12 protein-coding genes are annotated in these 17,063 nt (G+C 64.5%); 6 read left to right on the top strand and 6 right to left on the bottom strand.

Annotated features, from left to right (window positions below):
• Positions 1-228: 228 nt before the first annotated feature.
• Together QZ329_RS09695 and QZ329_RS09690 are read left to right on the top strand one after the other, a co-directional pair.
• The gene (locus tag QZ329_RS09695; RefSeq protein WP_295751770.1) at positions 229-4,725 is read left to right on the top strand and encodes an S-layer homology domain-containing protein; all 4,497 of its coding nucleotides are present in this window, start codon (positions 229-231) and stop codon (positions 4,723-4,725) included.
• 135 nt (positions 4,726-4,860) lie between these two features.
• The gene (locus QZ329_RS09690) at positions 4,861-5,910 is read left to right on the top strand and encodes a C39 family peptidase (RefSeq protein ID WP_295751768.1); all 1,050 of its coding nucleotides are present in this window, start codon (positions 4,861-4,863) and stop codon (positions 5,908-5,910) included.
• Between the two features lie 104 nt (positions 5,911-6,014).
• Here QZ329_RS09690 and QZ329_RS09685 read toward each other — a convergent pair whose 3' ends face one another.
• The 3 genes from QZ329_RS09685 to QZ329_RS09675 all read right to left on the bottom strand — a co-directional run bounded on the left by QZ329_RS09685 (position 6,015) and on the right by QZ329_RS09675 (position 9,114).
• Positions 6,015-7,847, bottom strand: coding sequence for a hypothetical protein (locus QZ329_RS09685; RefSeq protein WP_295751766.1), 1,833 nt, complete (start codon positions 7,845-7,847; stop codon positions 6,015-6,017).
• A complete protein-coding gene (locus QZ329_RS09680) occupies positions 7,840-8,322 on the bottom strand; it encodes a sigma-70 family RNA polymerase sigma factor (RefSeq protein WP_295751763.1) in 483 nt (160 codons plus the stop codon). Before QZ329_RS09680 ends, QZ329_RS09685 begins: the two co-directional genes overlap by 8 nt.
• Positions 8,323-8,598: 276 nt before the next feature.
• On the bottom strand, positions 8,599-9,114 hold the full coding sequence (locus QZ329_RS09675; protein ID WP_295751760.1) for a QueT transporter family protein: 516 nt from the start codon (positions 9,112-9,114) through the stop codon (positions 8,599-8,601).
• A gap of 287 nt (positions 9,115-9,401) precedes the next feature.
• Here QZ329_RS09675 and QZ329_RS09670 point away from each other — a divergent pair, with 287 nt between their 5' ends.
• Positions 9,402-10,406, top strand: a complete 1,005-nt coding sequence (locus QZ329_RS09670; protein ID WP_295751757.1) for a LacI family DNA-binding transcriptional regulator — start codon at positions 9,402-9,404, stop codon at positions 10,404-10,406.
• 102 nt (positions 10,407-10,508) lie between these two features.
• On the opposite strand, the gene QZ329_RS09665 is transcribed toward QZ329_RS09670, so the two are convergent.
• Positions 10,509-11,654, bottom strand: a complete 1,146-nt coding sequence (locus QZ329_RS09665; protein ID WP_295751753.1) for a DUF4317 domain-containing protein — start codon at positions 11,652-11,654, stop codon at positions 10,509-10,511.
• 228 nt (positions 11,655-11,882) lie between these two features.
• Between QZ329_RS09665 and QZ329_RS09660 the strand changes: the two genes are divergently transcribed.
• Positions 11,883-13,418, top strand: a complete 1,536-nt coding sequence (locus tag QZ329_RS09660) for a DUF1538 domain-containing protein (RefSeq protein ID WP_295751750.1) — start codon at positions 11,883-11,885, stop codon at positions 13,416-13,418.
• Between the two features lie 46 nt (positions 13,419-13,464).
• On the top strand, positions 13,465-14,139 hold the full coding sequence (locus QZ329_RS09655; protein ID WP_295751748.1) for a P-II family nitrogen regulator: 675 nt from the start codon (positions 13,465-13,467) through the stop codon (positions 14,137-14,139).
• Between the two features lie 53 nt (positions 14,140-14,192).
• On the opposite strand, the gene QZ329_RS09650 is transcribed toward QZ329_RS09655, so the two are convergent.
• On the bottom strand, positions 14,193-15,152 hold the full coding sequence (locus tag QZ329_RS09650; RefSeq protein WP_295751746.1) for a calcium/sodium antiporter: 960 nt from the start codon (positions 15,150-15,152) through the stop codon (positions 14,193-14,195).
• Positions 15,153-15,457: 305 nt separating this feature from the next.
• Positions 15,458-16,531, bottom strand: coding sequence for a GNAT family N-acetyltransferase (locus tag QZ329_RS09645; RefSeq protein WP_295751743.1), 1,074 nt, complete (start codon positions 16,529-16,531; stop codon positions 15,458-15,460).
• A gap of 129 nt (positions 16,532-16,660) precedes the next feature.
• On the opposite strand from QZ329_RS09645, the gene QZ329_RS09640 reads away from it, so the two are divergent.
• Positions 16,661-16,843 carry a hypothetical protein gene (locus QZ329_RS09640; protein ID WP_295751740.1) on the top strand — a complete coding sequence of 61 codons (183 nt, stop codon included), beginning with the start codon at positions 16,661-16,663 and terminating at the stop codon, positions 16,841-16,843.
• Positions 16,844-17,063: the final 220 nt, after the last annotated feature.

Below are 17,063 nucleotides of genomic sequence, written 5' to 3'. Positions count from 1 at the left end.
AATTTATTTGTAAAGAGAAACCTTTTCGCCGGATTCACCATCCGGCAAAATGACAAAAAGCGACTCTTTTCTCCCGGTCTTAACGGACCTTCCTCAGTAAATGATACCAAAATGTTGCCGCTTGTTCACAATTTGTTCATGATTGCGGCAGGGCTTTCCGCTATGGTATAAGGAGCAGTATTATCGACGCGTGAGATTCGACTGCGTCTGGCATGGAGGTATTGATTTATGAACGGATTTTGGAAGAAGAAGGTTCCGGCCTTTTTGCTGGCCCTGGTCATGACCGCCGGCATGATGCCGGCGGCGCTGGCTGTCCACGAGGGCGAACACAATTTTGGAGACAACTATTTCAACGATACGGAATCGCATTGGCAGCAGTGCCCGGAACCAGACTGCGGCGCCACTTCCGGAAAAGAGCCCCACACGAAAAGTCAGGCAGTGATTCTCCGTGATGCCAGCTGTTACCAGGCAGGCAGCACCCAATACACCTGCAGCGTGTGCCGCTACACCTGGACAGAAGACGACATCCCCGCCACCGGAAGCCACACCTTTGCCGGCGGCTCCTGGCAGAGCGACGACACCGGCCACCAGCAGCACTGCGTCACGCCGGGCTGTCCCTCCCTCAGCGAGCGGGAGAGCCACTCCCCCCGGGACAACGGCAAGACCGTCTCTCCCACCTGCACCGCCGACGGCTATACGGAGCACGTCTGCATCAAGTGCGGCCGGACCTACCGGATCGGCGTCATCCCCAAGCTGGGCCATACCCCCGGCAGCGACGGCAAGTGCACCCGCTGCGGCGCCCTGACCCACTCCCATGACTACGAGACCGTTTGGACCAGCGACTCCGGCTATCACTGGCACCGCTGCCGCTACTGCACCGACGTCAGCAGCCGCAGCGCCCACGCCGACGCCAACCGGGACGGCAGGTGCGACGTCTGCAATTACGGCATGGCCACCGCCGCCAACCTTACCGTCACCTTCATGAACGGCGGCTCCGTCTTCGGCACGCCCCAGTCCCTGACCGCCGGGAGCAGGCCCAGCAACCCCGGCACGCCCGTCAAGACCGGCTCCGGCTGTACCTACACCTTCACCGGCTGGACCACCACGCCCACCACCGGCGTCTACAACAACGCCAGCCTGAATCCCCGCTATACCTCCGCCCAGGTGGCCGCCATGGCCGTAAACCAGAACACCACCTATTACGCGGTTTACACCCTCGCCGCCACGGGGCAGAATGACTCCCTCGGCGTGGGGACTACCGGCGGCAAGATCATCGGCGGGGACATCCGCACGAAAATCGCCGCCAAGTTCAACGCCCTCATCGGCGTGAACAGCTTCCAGAGCGTCCGCTTCTCCACCAGCGGCAGCGGAACCCTGTACTCCACCAGCGGCAAGGCCGCCCTGAGCACCGGGAACTACCCCTTCAGCGACCTTCCCAACTATCTCTACTTCATCCCCGCCGCCTCCGGCAGCATGACCCTGAGCTACACCGCCGCGGATAACTTCGGAAACCAGATTTCCGGCTCCATCACCCTCTCCGGCTCCCCTGTGGCCACCGCCGACATCACCTACAAGGTGGCTCCCGGCGGCACGGTGAATTTCAAGGTCTCCCACTTTGAGGACGCCTACAGCAAGCTCAGCGGCGGGTCCAGCACCCTGCGCTACGTCACCTTCAGCCCCTCCAGCAGCTACGACAATTTCGCCGGCATGCTCTACACCGGCTCCCGCTCCCTGGACCGGGACCGCCTCTCCCGCTGGAGCTTCTATCTCAGCAGCGACCGTTACGGCGACTACGCTCTGGACACCCTGAACTTCAAGGCGGAGACCAGCGCCAAGCAGAACGCCGAGCTCTCCATTCCCTTCCGGGCCTATAACAACAACGGCGTCTATTACGACGGCACGGTGCGCATCGTCATCGACAAGGACGGCCAGGAGGGCGACGTGATCTACCGGGTGGCCCCCGGCGGCTCCGTCACCTTCAACCGCAGCGACTTCAACAGCGCCTATCAGGACGTGGCCAACTCCAGCCGGACCATCCGCTACGTGGAGTTCGACCCGGACAGCAGCTACACCAACTTCAGCGGCAAGATCAGCGCCTCCGGCCACTCCGACTTCACCCGCAACGAGCTCAGCCGGGAGCAGTTCAACTACTCCGGCACCAGCTACGGCGACTATGCCCTGGACGACCTGATCTTCCGGGCCAGCAGCGGCGCCAGGGAGGGGGACACCCTGGAGATTCCCTTCCAGGCCTACTACAACCGGGACGACTCCGCCAAGTGTACCTTGCGGATCATCATCGACAAGAACGGTCCTGCGGACACCGTCACCTGCAATGTGGCCCCCGGCGGCACCGCCCGGCTGAACCGCAGCGACTTCAACGACGTCTACCGCGCCCTCTCCGGGTACAAGAACCGGACCATCAGCGCCGTGTCCTTCAACGCGCCGGAGAGCTATAAGAACTTCGCCGGCAGCCTGTATGTGAAGAACCGGGACCTGACTTTGTCGGACCTGACCTACAGCCGGACCCTCTTCTATTACGACGACAGCCGGGACGGCGACTTCGCCTTGGAGGACCTGACCTTCCAGGCGGAGCGGAACGCCAAGGAGGGGGCCAGCCTCTCCATCCCCTTCCGGGCCTACTACGACGGCAGCAGCGACTATGAGGAGGGCGTCCTGCGGATCAACATCACCTCCTCCGTCAACACCATCACCTACGAGGCGGCCCCCGGCGGCAGCGTGGAACTCAAGGCCGACGACTTCAACAAGGCCTATCAGACCATGTCCGGCACCAGCCGCACCATCCGCTACGTGGCCTTTGACGCCGGCAGCGACTACGCCAGCTTCGCCGGCAGGCTCTACGCCGGAAGCACCCAGCTCAACCGCAGCAGCCTCACCTACACCCAGACCCAGTTCTATTACTCCAGCTCCAGCTACGGCGCGTACGCCCTCAGCAGCCTCACCTTCCGGCCCGACAGCGCCGCCAAGGACAAGGCGGAGCTCTCCATCCCCTTCCGGGCCTATTACAGCGACAGCGACTATGAGCAGGGCACGCTGAAGCTGGTGGTCAGCACAAGCGCCGGCGGGGACATCACCTACACCGTCACCCCCGGCAAGACGGTGAACCTGGACCGGGTGAAGTTCGACGAGTTCTTCCGCAAGACCTACAGCAGCTATAACCTGGACTACGTGGTCTTCGACGTTCCCAGCGCCACGGACTTCCCCGACGCTTACGGAACTCTTTACACCGGGTACAACACCAGCTATTCCAACTCCTTCTCCCGAAGCAGCCTTCGGGACGTCCGGTTCTACTACAACGCCAACGACGCGGGCCGGGGGGACTACGCCCTCAACGACCTGACCTTCGCCGCCGCCAGCTCCTTCACCAGCGGCAAGGTGACGCTGCGCTTCACCGCGTACGGCACCAACTCCCGCACGGTGGAGGGCAAGCTGGTCCTGGCGCCCACGGCGCCCGCCTCCGCCACGTCCAACTACGTGGGCAGCGTGCGCTACGCCGTCACCACCGGCACCAACGTCCAGATCAACGCCAACGACCTGGCCCGGTTCTACAAGGGCACCTATCCCAGCGGCACGCTGCAATACGTGACCCTTTCCGACGTGCCCGCCGCCGGGACGCTGTACTACAACTATTACAGCGCCAGCCGCTACGGCACCTCCGCCCGGGAGCAGATCACCGCCGCCAACCGCAGCCGCAGCTTCTACCTCAGCCCCGCCTCCCCCGGCGAGTACGCCCTGACGGAGCTGACCTACGTGCCCAGCGGCTCCAACTACTGCGCCAGCATTCCCTTCACGGCTTACGGCACCGGCGGCCAGTCCGTCACCGGGTCCATCCTCATCAGCGTCACCAACAAGGCCGTCTCCGAGGTCTACGGCCCCACCCCCCGGAACACCGCCGTCACCTTCCCGGCCTCCTCCATTTACGCCGCCGTTTCCGCCGCCACCGGCACCGCCCCCAGCGGCTTCCAGCTCCTGAAGCTCCCCGCCGCCAGCGTGGGCGCCATCTACGTGGGCACCGGCACGGCCACCCCCGCCAACACCACCACGGTCTATGGCTACAACACCGGCTCCCAGCAGCTGGGGCAGCTCCGCTTCGTGCCCACCAGCACCCACACCGGCCCGGTGGAGATTCCCTACGTGGCCCTGAACGCCAATGGCGTGGCCATCGCCTCGGGCATGTTCTCCATGGGCGTTCTGAACACCAACAAGCGCTTCGGGGACATCACCGCCTCCACCTGGTGCTATAAGTACGTCACGGAGCTGGCGGACGCCTCCGTCATCGACGGGTACAGCGACGGCAACTTCAAGCCGGACAACACCATCACCTACGGCGCGGCGCTGAAGCTCATCATGCTGGCCGCCGGGTACTCCGAGCAGGCCCCCACCGTCAAGGGCAGCACCTTCAGCGGCTATCTCTCCAAGGCCCAGGCCGACGGGCTGATTACCCGCAGCAACGTGAACCTCAGCGGGTCCATCACCCGCCTCCAGGTGGCCCAGCTGGCCGCCGGAGCGCTGAAGCTGGACATCAACAACCTCTCCAGCGTGAAGCCCTTCACCGACACGGCGGACGTCTATGTCCAGGCGCTGAACGCCGCCGGCATTGTCGAGGGGTATTTCAGCAACGGCACCAGCACCTTCCGCCCCTCCAACACTCTGACCCGGGGGCAGGTCTCCGCCATTGTCTGGCGGATGCAGAACTACCGCAGATAACGCTTCAGCCGGGCCGCTCTCAGGGCGGCCCGGTTTCCCGGCAATATTTTCTTCCTGCGGAAAACCGCCCCCGCCCTTGAAGAGGGCGGGGGCGGTGTGGTATAGTGAGAGAAAAATTATCACAGGAGAACCGCCATGCGCCGCCGTCGAACCTCCCCGGAGGAGCGGGCCTTGGAGGAGCTGCGCCGCATGCGCCAGCCGTCTCCCCCGCCGCCGGAACCGAAAAAAAGACCCCCCTGGGTCCGGTATACCGCCGCCATCCTTCTGGCTTTGATCTGCGTCGCCGGGGCGGAGCTTCTGGCCTGCCGCCTGTTCGAACCGGCCCTCTACCAGGAGATTGTGGAACCGGTGCGCCAGGGGGCCCGGGTAGTCTCCCAGGCGGGACAAGCCGCCTGGGCCGGCGTCTGCCGGGCGGGAAGCGCCCTGGCGGACCGGGCGGGGGAAGCCGCCTCCGCCCTCTCCCAGCGGGCTCAGGCCGCTGGAGACTCCCTCCGGGCCTGGATGGAGGAGCTGACCGCCCCTCCGCCGGAGCCGGAGGCCGAACCGGGGGAGGACTCCGTCCTCGACCAGCCGGAGGCCCCTCCGCCCAGGGAGATTCTGGACCCCCTAATCAGCGACCTGGTACAGCGGGAGGGACGGGAGATTCTCACCGGCGGCGGGGTGGATGTGGTCTACTTCAACCAGACCGACGAAGCCCGGGCGGAACAGAAATACGGCTCCGATCCCCTGAGCAGCCACGGCTGCGGCCCTGCCGCCATGGCCATGGCCGTCTCCACTCTGACAGGGGAGATCGTGGACCCGGAGGAGATGGCCCGGCTCTGCGTCCGGCAGGGCTATTGGTGCCGGGGCCACGGCTCCTACCTCTCCATCGTCCAGGGCGTGGCGGAGACCTACGGCCTGCGCTGCGAGGCCCTGGACCCGGAGGCCCTGGACCCGGACCAGCTCCGCGCCCGCCTCGCTACAGGGGAGATCGCCGTGGCCCTGATGACCAAAGGGCACTTCACCAAGGGCGGGCACTTCATCCTCCTGCGGGGCGTGATTCTCAGCGGAGAAGTCCTGACCGCGGACCCCGCCAGCCGGGACCGGAGCCTCATCCCCTGGGACCTCTCCCTGATTCTGGAGGAGCTCTCTCCCAGCCGCCACGACGGCGCGCCGCTGTGGATTCTCTCCCCTCCGGCGGAATAGGACGCGCCGCCTCCAGGCGGAAGCGCTCCGCGCCCCCTGCGCGGGCCCTTTTTGCTAAAACAGCGAGGACCGGGAACTGGACGTTCCCGGTCCTCGCTGCGTATTCACGGCCGGTCTTCTCCCCAATAGCGGACGCTCCACTGCCACACGTCCGACTGGAGGGTGAAAACCTGAATTTTGCCGTCCTCCACCTGGCCGAACCACACCGCCCCATTGGCGGCGGAGGCCAGGCCGCTGCCGTCGGCGAAGGGCTCCGGGTCCGCCTGGAGGTCCGCCGCCAGGGTAGCCCCGGCGGATGCGTCGTAGTGCTCCAAAAACTCCTCCGGCGCATTGACTATCCACTCGCCGCCGGGGCTCTTCACCTGGGCGGGGTAGGTCAGGAGGTTCGCCACCTCCTCCGTTTTCCCGCCGGCCAGGAGGTCCGCCAGATTCCGCACAAAGTCCCGTCCCACATCCGTCGAGATGCCTGTCCGGATGTACAGCGGATCCTCCCCGGCGTCCTGGGAAGCCGTCCCGCCGCCCTGGGCCCGGACGGCGGCCTGATCCGTCTGGATGGTGAAGACGCGGATGACGCTCTCCTCCACCAGCCCAAACCACACGGCCCCATCCGCCGCGGCGGCCAGGCCGCTGCCGTCGCTGAAAATCTGGAACTCCGCCGGCGTAGGCTCCCAGGTCATGGCGGTGGAGAGGCCCAGGCGGTTTTGTCCAATCACCTCGTCATAGTAGGGCAGGAACTCCTCCGCCGAATTCACCGTGAAGGTCCCGGCGGCCACTTCCACCTGGGCAGGGTAGACCAGGAGCTTCGCCACCTCCTCCCTCCGGTTCTCCTCTATCCGCTCCGCCAGCATCAGGACAAACTCCCGGGCAGTATCACTCCGCATCCCCGTCTGATTGTACAGCGGGTCCCCGGTCTCCTCCGGGGCGGTCTCCGGGGGCTGGCTTTCCAGCGCCTCCATATACCGGGCGTTGGCGTCCAGAATGGCGTCCAGGTCCGGCTCCCGCGCCGGGGTCAGGACGGAATAGACAAAGCTGTCCGCCAGTTCCTCCAGCTCTTCCCGGCCAATGGCCCCGGAGGAAAAGGTATCGTCCCCCTGCCTTCCCGTCAGCACGTTCACCAGCACAAAGCTGTCCCCCAGGTCCGCCAGAATCAGCGAACGGTTCCGGGCCCCCAGGCCCAGGGTCACGTTGGTCCCGTCCGCCGCCTGGAACCCCCACTCCTCAAAGTCGCGGAGGTCGCCGATGTTCAGCGCCACGTCGTCAAAGGTCCCCCTGACGGAGCGGCTGAACTGATATTCAATGGTTCCATAGCCGTCCAGCTCCGTGTCGCCGTCGAAGCGGAAGGTACCGTTTTCGTAGATATAGCCGGAATAGGGCGTCACGTTCTCCCGGAAGAAGTCTCCCGCAGCTATGGACCAGGTTTCCGGCAGGACGACTTCCATCCAGCTGTGGAGTTTCAAATTGTATTTCGCGATGATCTCCTCCAGCTTATCAGCCATCTCCTGGGTGTAGACCAGATAGTGCCCATAGCGCTCCTCGAAGCCCGTGGGTGCGTTGCCGATCCGGCTGATGATGGACCCGTCCTGATCGTAACTCTCCAGGAACGCCTGCCACTCCGCCAGGGCCTTGCTCTCCGGGGTGTCCCCCCAGCCAGAGAGGCTGACAAAGTCCTTGAACGCCTTCTCTCCGGGGACCACAACGCCGTTTTCGTCCAGCACGCCGACGCTGTGCTTCTCCGGCAGCAACACGTCCCGCAGCCCGAAGAAGTTCGCCGCCACCGCCAGGGCGGACAGCGCCGCCAGCAGAGCGGCCGCCGCGGCCAGGGTCACCAGCCATTTCAGGCTCTTTCCGCGTCTTGTCATCTCATAATCCTCCCATCGAATTTCTCTGGTCCCATGGACCTGGGAGAAGGTCTCCTGGTAAAACTTCCGGTTACTCATCCTGCCAGTCCTCCCCCAATCGTTCTTTCAGCCGCCGCCGGGCCCGGGCCAGCCGGGTGGTCACCGTGGAGTCGCCCACCCCCAGCAGCTCTCCGATCTCCCGGACGCTGAGCTCCTCATAATAAAAGAGGTTCAGCACCGTCCGGTATTTCTCCGGCAGGGCCATGACCTCCCGGTACAAGGCCGCCTGTTCCGGCTTGTCGAAAATTGGGGTCTCCGGCGCCTCCTCCCAGGAGACCCGCCGCTTCCGCCAGGGGCTTTTCAGCAGATCCCGGCAGCGGTTCACCGTCACCCGCAGCAGCCAGCGCCGCAGGTGCTCCTCTCCGTCAAAGGTCCCCTGGTATTGAAACAGGCGCAGGAAGACCTCCTGCACGGTGTCGTCCGCGTCCTGGGGGCTGGCCAGGGTGTGGAGAGCCGTGCGGAAAACCATGTCTTTGTACCGCTCCACAGCGGCGGTAAAGTGGGCCTTGTCCATATGTCGTCCTCGTTCGTTGGTTGGTTGGGAGTACTCTCACTTATGATACGATGGGGGGAGTGGCATTGTCTCAGAATTTTGCAAATTTCTTATGAGCGCGCAAAAAAAGAACGGGAATTCTCCCGTCCCCGGCGCTTTGCTCACGCTTCTCGCGGCTCCGCGTCCATCTTCCCGCAGCCGCCCGGCGCGCCCCACGTTTCCACACCGCCAAAGGCGGCGAAATGCTCATGGTCAAACAAACGGAGGACGGAGATGTCCCTCCGTCCTCCGCTCTTTTTACTCCCGAACCTCCAGACGGTCTCGGGCCCCCAGGGTTTTCCCCAGCATTTTCGCCAGGGGCACGCCCAGGAGATAACACGCCGCCAGCTCTCCCAGGCCCACGGTCAGGGCGCTGAGGCCATACGCGGGCCAGAAGGTCCCCTCGCCGCTCTGGACGGTGAACCAGGCGATCTCCGCCCCCACGATGGCCGCGTTGCACACCACCGGCGGCAGGGCCGCCAAATAGAGGTTCGGCATCCGCCGGCTCCAGAGGGCCGCCAGCAGCGTGGCCAGGGTGCCAAAAATCCAGTCCAGCATGATGGGGGAGCCCAGCAGGTTCGCCAGGAAGCAGCCCACCGCCAGGCCGGGGATGGCCTCCGGAAACAGGAAGGGCAGCACCGTCATGGCCTCCGCCACGCGGAACTGGACGCCCATGTACTGGGGAATGGGCAGGATGAGGGTGGCCGCCGCGTAGAGGGCGGCGATGAGACCGGCCAGGGCCAGCCTCCGGGTGCTGAAACGGGTTTCAGACATGATGAAATTCCTCCATTTTTTTAGTCTGCCCCTTTTTGGGGAGGGCCGGCAGGGTGATGGCACCTGCCGCAGGAGGAGTATAGCACAACGGCTTCCGAAACACAAGGGAAAATTTTTCGGATTTCCAGGGCGCAAAGGCCCCTTCTATTCCTCCGAGCGGACAGGGGAAAAATTTCCCCCGTCAAAAAGTGTCAAAATCGCTTGACGAAAATCAAAAGCTGTCTTATACTACTACAAGTTTATCATTTGCGCAAACCGATTTTTTCTTACGTAAAGGACAGGCAGCCATGAAAGTCACCATCAGCGACGTGGCGCGCCTGGCGGGGGTCTCCACCGCCACGGTCTCCCACACCATCAACAACACCCGCTACGTCTCCGGCGACACCAAGGAGAAGGTCTATCAGGCCATCCGCCAGCTGGGCTATACTCCCGACGCCTCCGCCCGGAGCTTCCGCACCGGGAAGAAGAAGACCGTCGGCTTCATCGTGCCGGACATCTCCAACAAATTTTTCGGCACCATCATCGAGTCCGCGGAGAACTACCTCTCCGCCAACGGCTATCACCTCATCATCGCCAACACCAAGGAGAGCATGGAGCGGGAGGAGACGAACCTCCGCCTCCTGACGGCGGGACTGGTGGACGGGCTGCTCATCGCCAGCACCATGGACCGCTTCTCCCGGCTGGACGGGCTGATTCCCGCCGGCTTTCCGGTGGTGCTGGTGGACCGGACCTTTGAGGCGCAGAAGTACTCCTCCGTCTCCGTGTCCAACTTCCAGCCCATTTACCGCAGCGTCTGCCGCCTGGCGGCCAAGGGGAAACGCCGGGTGGGCATCATCGGGGGGCTTCCCCGGCTCTCCACCACCCGGGAGCGCATCGCCGCCTATCAGACGGCGGTGGCGGACTGCGGTCTGACCCAGGACGAAGCCCTCATCCGCTACGGCGATTCCATGGAGGACAGCGCGCCGCCCTGCCTGGACGAGCTGCTGTCCCTGGGCTGCGACGCGATTTTGGTCTGCCAGGGGCTGATGGCCTCCGTGACCATCGCCTACCTCCGGGGAAAGGACATCTGGCCCCAGCGGGACCTGGAGCTGGTGAGCTTCGTGGACTATGACACCCATGCCTACGAGTTTTACTACGACCAGGTGGACCAGATTATCCAGCCGGTGGAGGAGCTGGGCCGGGCCGCGGGGGAGCAGATTCTCCTCCGGGTGGAAAAGCCCGACGCGCCGGTGCTGGAGCGGGTGCTGACCTCCTCCTTCCGCCCCTATGGCGCGGAGGGCGGCGGAGCGTGACGCCCAACCTCCCGGTTCGCGCTTCCCTTCCATTCAACCGGCTCTTCGCGTCTCCGGACGCTCTGCGGCCCCCGGCGAAAGCCGGGGGCCGCTTTTGGTTATTCACTCCTCCGTCTTTCCGGCCTCCAGCTCCACGGAGAGGCCGTTGACCTCCACGCCCTCTCCGGCGGGAATCAGCAGGTACTTCCGTCCGCCGATGATCCGCGTCTCCACCAGATAGCTGTAGGCCGGGTCGATGGAGATGGTGGCCTGCTCCGTCTTCACGTCGAAGCGCTTGGCGTCGATGAGGTTTTCCGGGTTCAGCGCCCCGCCGCCGAAGGCCTGGCCGCACTGCTCCTGGAAGGCGGCGGTCCGCTCCTCCGGCACGCCGCAGTCCCGCAGCATGCCGCCGATCTCCCCGGCGGAGAGGGCCAGGGGCTCCGGGTCCCCGCTGTCCTTGTGGGCCTCGATCTTCTCCACCAAACGGCCGTGGACGGCCTGGACCACCTCCAGGCTGCACGCGCCCTCCAGCGCGCCGGAGAGGGCGCCCTCAAAGGCCTCCCGCTGCTCGGCGGCGGACATGGGGGCCTCCGTGCGGAAGACGGCGTCAATGAACTCCTGGTGAAGCTGGTCGGGCTTGCGGGAGTAGAAGAGGGCGTTATAGATGTTGGCGGCCCGGTCGTCAAAGGCCGGGAAGAGGAAGCCCAGATCCGGGGCGGAGACGATCTGCCCGGCGGCGCAGCTGTGGAACTCGTTCTCGCCGGGGAAATAGCCCAGCTCCATCTTGCAGTTTTTCACCGGGCACACGGCGCACAGGATATAGGAAAACACCTCGTCGGACCCGTCGGTCTCGCCGTTTTTGTTCCGGTGGGGCACGTCGTAGGCGTCGTGGGCCAGAAGGAGGAGGTAGTTGCTCTCTCCCATGTCCAGCGCGTCGATGACGGTGCGGTAAAAGGTCTCTCGAATCTCCCCGTCCCGGAGCTCGGACTCCCGCAGGGCCGAGAGGAGGCGGTGCTCGTCGCTGTCGGCCACCTGCCGGGTGGAGAAGACGATGTCGATCAGCTGCTTTCCCAAGGTCCCGGACAGGGCCTTTTTGAGGAGGCTCAGGTACTTCTCCGCCTCCTCCTGGGGCATGGTCCCCAGGGACTCGTCCAGATAGGAGATGATTTCCCGGCTGGAGCCGTTGACATAGCAGCCGTAAACCCGGCTGACGGCGGATTTCTCCGGGCGGAAGCGGCGGCGCAGCTCGCCAAGCTCTTTTTGATTCATATGTACCTCGCTTCTCCGGCGGTGGACCCGCCGGCATCCAAATTTTGATTTCTCAAACATATATTCTACGAAAAAGAGGCGGAAAATGCAACAGGAATTTTTCCTCCGCCGGAAAGCCGCGCCCGGCGTGTAAAATTCTTGCAAAGAAGTCCGGGCTTCCCTTGGAAACGCCTCGATTTTGTGCTAAAATGGGATTGTAAAAATATTCCGTTTGAAGGAGGAGGTCCCATGACCAAAGGCAGGCGCTGGCAGGACGAAGTGGGACGGACAAAAACCGTCCTGGGGGAAAAGGTGCGGGAGGCGCTGGCCTCCGTGCTGCCCATCACCGCCATTGTGCTGGCGCTGTGCCTGACCTTCGCCCCGCTGCCGGTGGACATTCTGCTTGCCTTTCTGGCGGGGGCCGTGCTCCTGATTATCGGCATGGGCTTTTTCACTCTGGGCGCCGAGGCGGCCATGACCCCCATCGGTGAACAGGTGGGCTCCCACATGGCCCGGTCCCGGAAGCTGGAGGTCATCGTATCCGTCAGCTTTTTGATCGGCGTGGTGGTCACGGTGTCGGAGCCGGACCTCCAGGTCCTGGCGGGGCAGGTCCCCGGCATTCCCAACACCGCGCTGGTGGGGGCCGTGGCGGCGGGCGTGGGGGTCTTCCTGGTGGCGGCGCTGCTGCGCATTTTGTTCCAGGTCTCCCTTCAGTGGATGCTGATCGGGTCTTACGCCGCAGTGTTTCTCCTGGCGGCCTTCTTTGTGCCCAAGGACTTTCTGGCCGTGGCCTTTGACTCCGGCGGCGTCACCACGGGCCCCATGACCGTGCCCTTCGTCATGGCCCTGGGCCTGGGCGTCTCCTCCATCCGAAGCGACGAAAACGCCGCCCAGGACAGCTTCGGCCTGGTGGCCCTGTGCTCCGTGGGGCCCATTCTGGCGGTGCTGATTCTGGCGATGATCTATCCCGCCTCCGGGGCCTACGTTCCCACGCCCATGCCCCAGGCGGCGGACAGCCGGAAGCTGGGGGGGCTGTTTCTCTCCGCCCTGCCTCGCTACGCCTGGGAGGTGATGAAGAGTCTTTTCCCCATCGCCGCGTTCTTCGCCTTCTTCCAGATCGCCGCCCTGCGGCTGACGCGGAAAAAGGTGTTGAAAATCGCGGTGGGCCTCCTGTATACTTATGTTGGCCTGGCCGTGTTCCTCACGGGGGTCAACGTGGGCTTTCTCCCGGCGGGCGCCTATCTGGGCCGGCAGATCGCCGCCCTGCCCTTCCGCTGGATTCTGGTGCCCACCGGCATGCTGATGGGCTGGTTCATCGTCCAGGCGGAGCCGGCGGTCCACGTGCTGAACCGGCAGGTGGAGGAGATCACCTCCGGGGCCATTCCCGGCGGGGCCATGAGCGCCAGCCTCTCCGCCGGCGTGGCGGTCTCCATCGGGCTGGCCATGATCCGGGTGCTCACGGGCGTCTCCATTTTCTGGTTCCTGGTACCGGGGTATCTGCTAGCGGTGGGCCTTTCCTTCTTCGTGCCCAAGATGTTCACCTCCATCGCCTTCGACTCCGGCGGCGTGGCCTCGGGGCCTATGACGGCCACCTTTCTGCTGCCCTTTGCCATGGGGGCCTGCGAGGCTTTGGGGGGCAGCATTGTCACGGACGCCTTCGGCGTTGTCGCCATGGTGGCCATGACGCCGCTTCTGACCATCCAGCTCCTGGGTCTGGTCTACCAGTGGAAGCTGCGGGCCAGACTGGCCGAAGAGGCGGAGGACGAGGAGATCATTGACCTGTGAGCCGCCCGGCGCAGCGTTCAAGAGTTTTGAGAGAGGAGGGCCGCCGATGTCCGGAGCCGTTTTGATTATCACCATCACGGACCGCAGCCGGGGCGGAGAGTTCGCCGCCTGGTTCCAGGCCCAGGGGGCCTCGCTGGTGCTGTCGGTCCTGGGCCAGGGCACCGCCGCCACGGAGGTGCTGGACTATCTGGGGCTGGAGGCCACGGAGAAGGTGGTGCTGCTGCTGGCGTCCCCCCGCTCCTCCCGCCTGGTGCGCCGGGCGCAGCGGGAGCTGTGGCTGGATGTGCCGGGCCGGGGCATTTTAATGACGGTGCCCCTGTCCAGCATCGGCGGCGCCAGGGCCAGAGACTATCTGCTGCAAGGGGAGGCGGAGGAGAACGATATGGAAAAGGAGATCACCCACGAGCTGATTGTGGTCATCACCAACCGGGGCTATACGGACCAGGTGATGGACGCCGCACGCTTCGCCGGGGCCGCCGGCGGCACCACCGTCCATGCCAAGGGCACGGGGACGGAGCTGGCCAGGAAATTTTTCGGCGTCTCCCTGGCGGCGGAAAAGGAGATCGTGTTCATCCTGGCCAAGGAGGCGGACCGCAAGCCCATCATGAAGGCGGTCATGACCCAGGCGGGAATGGGGACCAAGGCCCAGTCCGTGGTCTTCTCCCTGCCGGTGACGGATCTGGCCGGCCTTCGCCTGCTGGAGGAGGACGGGGAGTCCTGAGGGATGAAAAGGGGCCCGGCGCGGAAAACCGTGCCGGGCCTTTTGTCTTGCCCTCAGGTTACCAGCAGCGCCAGATACCCGGCGTACAGCCCCAGCATCAGCACGCCCTGCCAGCGGTAGAACCGCTCCGTCGCCAGGGGCGGAATTACCGCCACGCAGCAGATGAGCAGACAGGCCGGCAGGTCCAGAGCCGTGGTCTGGGCCCCGATGGTCAGCGCCCCGCCGCTGACGGCGGAGCAGATGGGCAGAATCATGGTCAGGTCAATGACGTTGGCCCCGATGATGTTGCCCACGGACATGGAGGCCTCCTTCTTGGCGATGGCCGTCAGCGTCGTCACCAGCTCCGGCAGGGAGGTTCCGACGGCCACCATGGTCACGCCGACGATGCTGGCGGGGACTCCCATCAGAAGGGCCAGCTCGCTGCCGTAGTTGATCAGCAGCCGGGAGCCGATGACAATGGCCGTAATGCCCAGAACGAAGAGGAGGAGCTTTTCCATCATCTGCCGCCGGGAGACGGTGCGGCCCTTGCGGCGGGTCTCCCGGTTCTCCGCCATGCCGGCCTTGGCGTCCCGCAGGTTGCTCCAGAGATAGACGCCGAAGATGATAAACAGCGTCAGCCCCGGCAGCGTCTCCAGAACGCCCCCCCGGCATAGGACCAGCAGCAGCGCCGCCCCCAGGACCATCAGCAGCGCCTTCAGCTGGAACTGGGCCCGCTTCACCACCGAGGGGATGCACACCAGGGAGATGCCCAGAATGAGCCCCAGGTTGGCGGTGACGGAGCCCACGGCGTTGCCCACGGCGAGGTCCACCTCCCCCTGGAAGGTGCCGGTGACGGAGACCGTCAGCTCCGGCAGGGTGGTGGCCAGAGAGACGATGGTGGCCCCGATGATGAACCGGGGCACGCCGGTGGCCTCGGCAATCCAGACCGCGCCGTCCAAAAACCAGTCGCCGCCCTTGATGATGAGGAGCAGCCCCAACAAGAACAACAGTACCGTAATCCAAATTTCCATCATGTCCACCGCTTTCCAAAAATTCAGCGAGACTTCTATCCCGCAGAACAACACCGGAACCGCCGGCAGTTGTCCCACGGGATAAAAGTCTCGCTTTTCGGCGTGCCCGGACAGTGAAGCACTGTCGTGATGACGAGCCGCGCCGCGCTTTCCCGCCGGGCTGTCCCAAAAGACCCCCGGCGCTGTTCGCAAGCTACTCCCTTTTATGAAGCCATGAGCTGTGAGACCACTATAAAGAAATCATACACGTTTTGTCAACGCTAACTTTGTCGGAATCCGCCGGACGGGACATAGGATTTACAAAGTCTTTACGGCCTTCCAATATCCGGGTCAAAGCCGATGAACTTCACCAGGGCCTCCCGGCCCTCCGGCGTCTCCCGGGGGGCGAAGCCGCAGTCCAGGAAGAATGCCCGGGCGGAGCTCTCCGGCGGCAGGACAGCGGACAGCTCCTCGCCTCCCCGGGCGCGGGTATGCTGCACCGCCTGGCCGATCAGCTGGATGCCGAAGCCCCGCCTCCGGAACTCCGGCCGGATGTGGACCAGAAGCACGAGCCCCGTCTCCGGGTCCATACGCAGAAGACCGGCAGGCTCCTCCTCCAGCAGCCCCTCCAGGGTCAGGGAGGCGGCAGGGAAGGGGCCGGACCCGCCCGCCTCCGTCCAGGCGGCGGCCAGCCGCTCTCGGGCCTCCTCTTCCCCCAGGGGCCGGAACCAGAGGCCAGGCTCCAGGGCATAGGCCCGGCGGACGCTGGTTTCCCCCGCCAGATACTCCGGAGTTTTCAGATGGCCGCTGTCGTTCATAAAGACCACCCGGAGGCCGTCCCCATCCCCCTCCAGCAGGGAGACGGCGGTGTTGTCCCCGGTGGGGGACTTCTCTCCGGTGTCCCGGAGGGAAAAACCCTGGAGGTTCGCCAGGAGGAGCCGGATGGCGTAGCCATGAGAGAAGACGGCCACGGTCCTGCCCGGGTTTTCCCGGACGATGTCCTCCACGGCGGCCCGAATCCGCTCCAGGACCTGCGCCGGAGTCTCCGCCCCGGGGATGGACCAGCGGTCCATGCGCCTGCCAAAGTCCGCCATGGCCTCCGGCGTGGAGCGGGCGATGTCCCCCCAGGTCCGCTGCTCCCAGCCGCCCACGTAAATCTCCCGCAGGTCCCGGCGAAGATGGAGCGGCAGGCCCTTGGGCCTGTAAATGGCGGAGGCGGTGGCCCTGGTGCGGTAGAGGTCGCTGGCGTAAACGGCGTCGATATGGACGGCGGCGAAGCGGCGCTCCAGAGCCCGCACCTGCCGCCAGCCCCGGTCGGTGAGGTTGCTGTCGTGCTGGCCCTGGGCGATGCGGTAGAGGTTGCCCTCCGCCTCGGCGTGACGGATGAGATAGACGGTCGTCATGATGATGCCTCCTGAAAATCGATTCTTTTCCATAGTATAGCGCGTTTCACAGTCATTGGCAAATGGCGCGGCGTTTTTTCTCTTTGTCTCCGGGCATACTGGACTTGTGCTGAAAAGGAGTGAATCAAGATGAAAAAGAGTACCGGATTTCTGATCGGTATGAGCGCCGGCCTGGCGGCTGGCGCGGCGGCGGGAATAATGGCGCCCCAAAGCAGCCGGAGGACCATGAAAAAGCAGGTGGATCAGGGAATTCACAAGCTGGGTGTCGCCGTGGATCAGGCTGTGGACAGCATTGTTTCCGAGGCGCGATGACAAGGGCGGAGCGGGATTTTCCCGCTCCGTCTCCGCCTGTACGGGCTTTTTCGGCGGGTCGGAACAGGCGGGGAAAAAGAAAAAAAGAAAATTTTGAAAAACCCCTTGACAGATCGGCCAGGCTCTGCTATTATAATCACTGTTCTGATGCGGAACACCTGACACGGGGGTATAGCTCAGCTGGGAGAGCGCTTGAATGGCATTCAAGAGGTCAGCGGTT

Origin of the sequence: uncultured Oscillibacter sp., assembly GCF_910579365.1 — a bacterium.
In the GTDB taxonomy this organism is placed as follows: Bacteria; Bacillota; Clostridia; order Oscillospirales; family Oscillospiraceae; genus Oscillibacter.
Note: the sequence above shows the minus strand (reverse complement) of the source record. Positions and strands in the feature narration are given on the sequence as shown.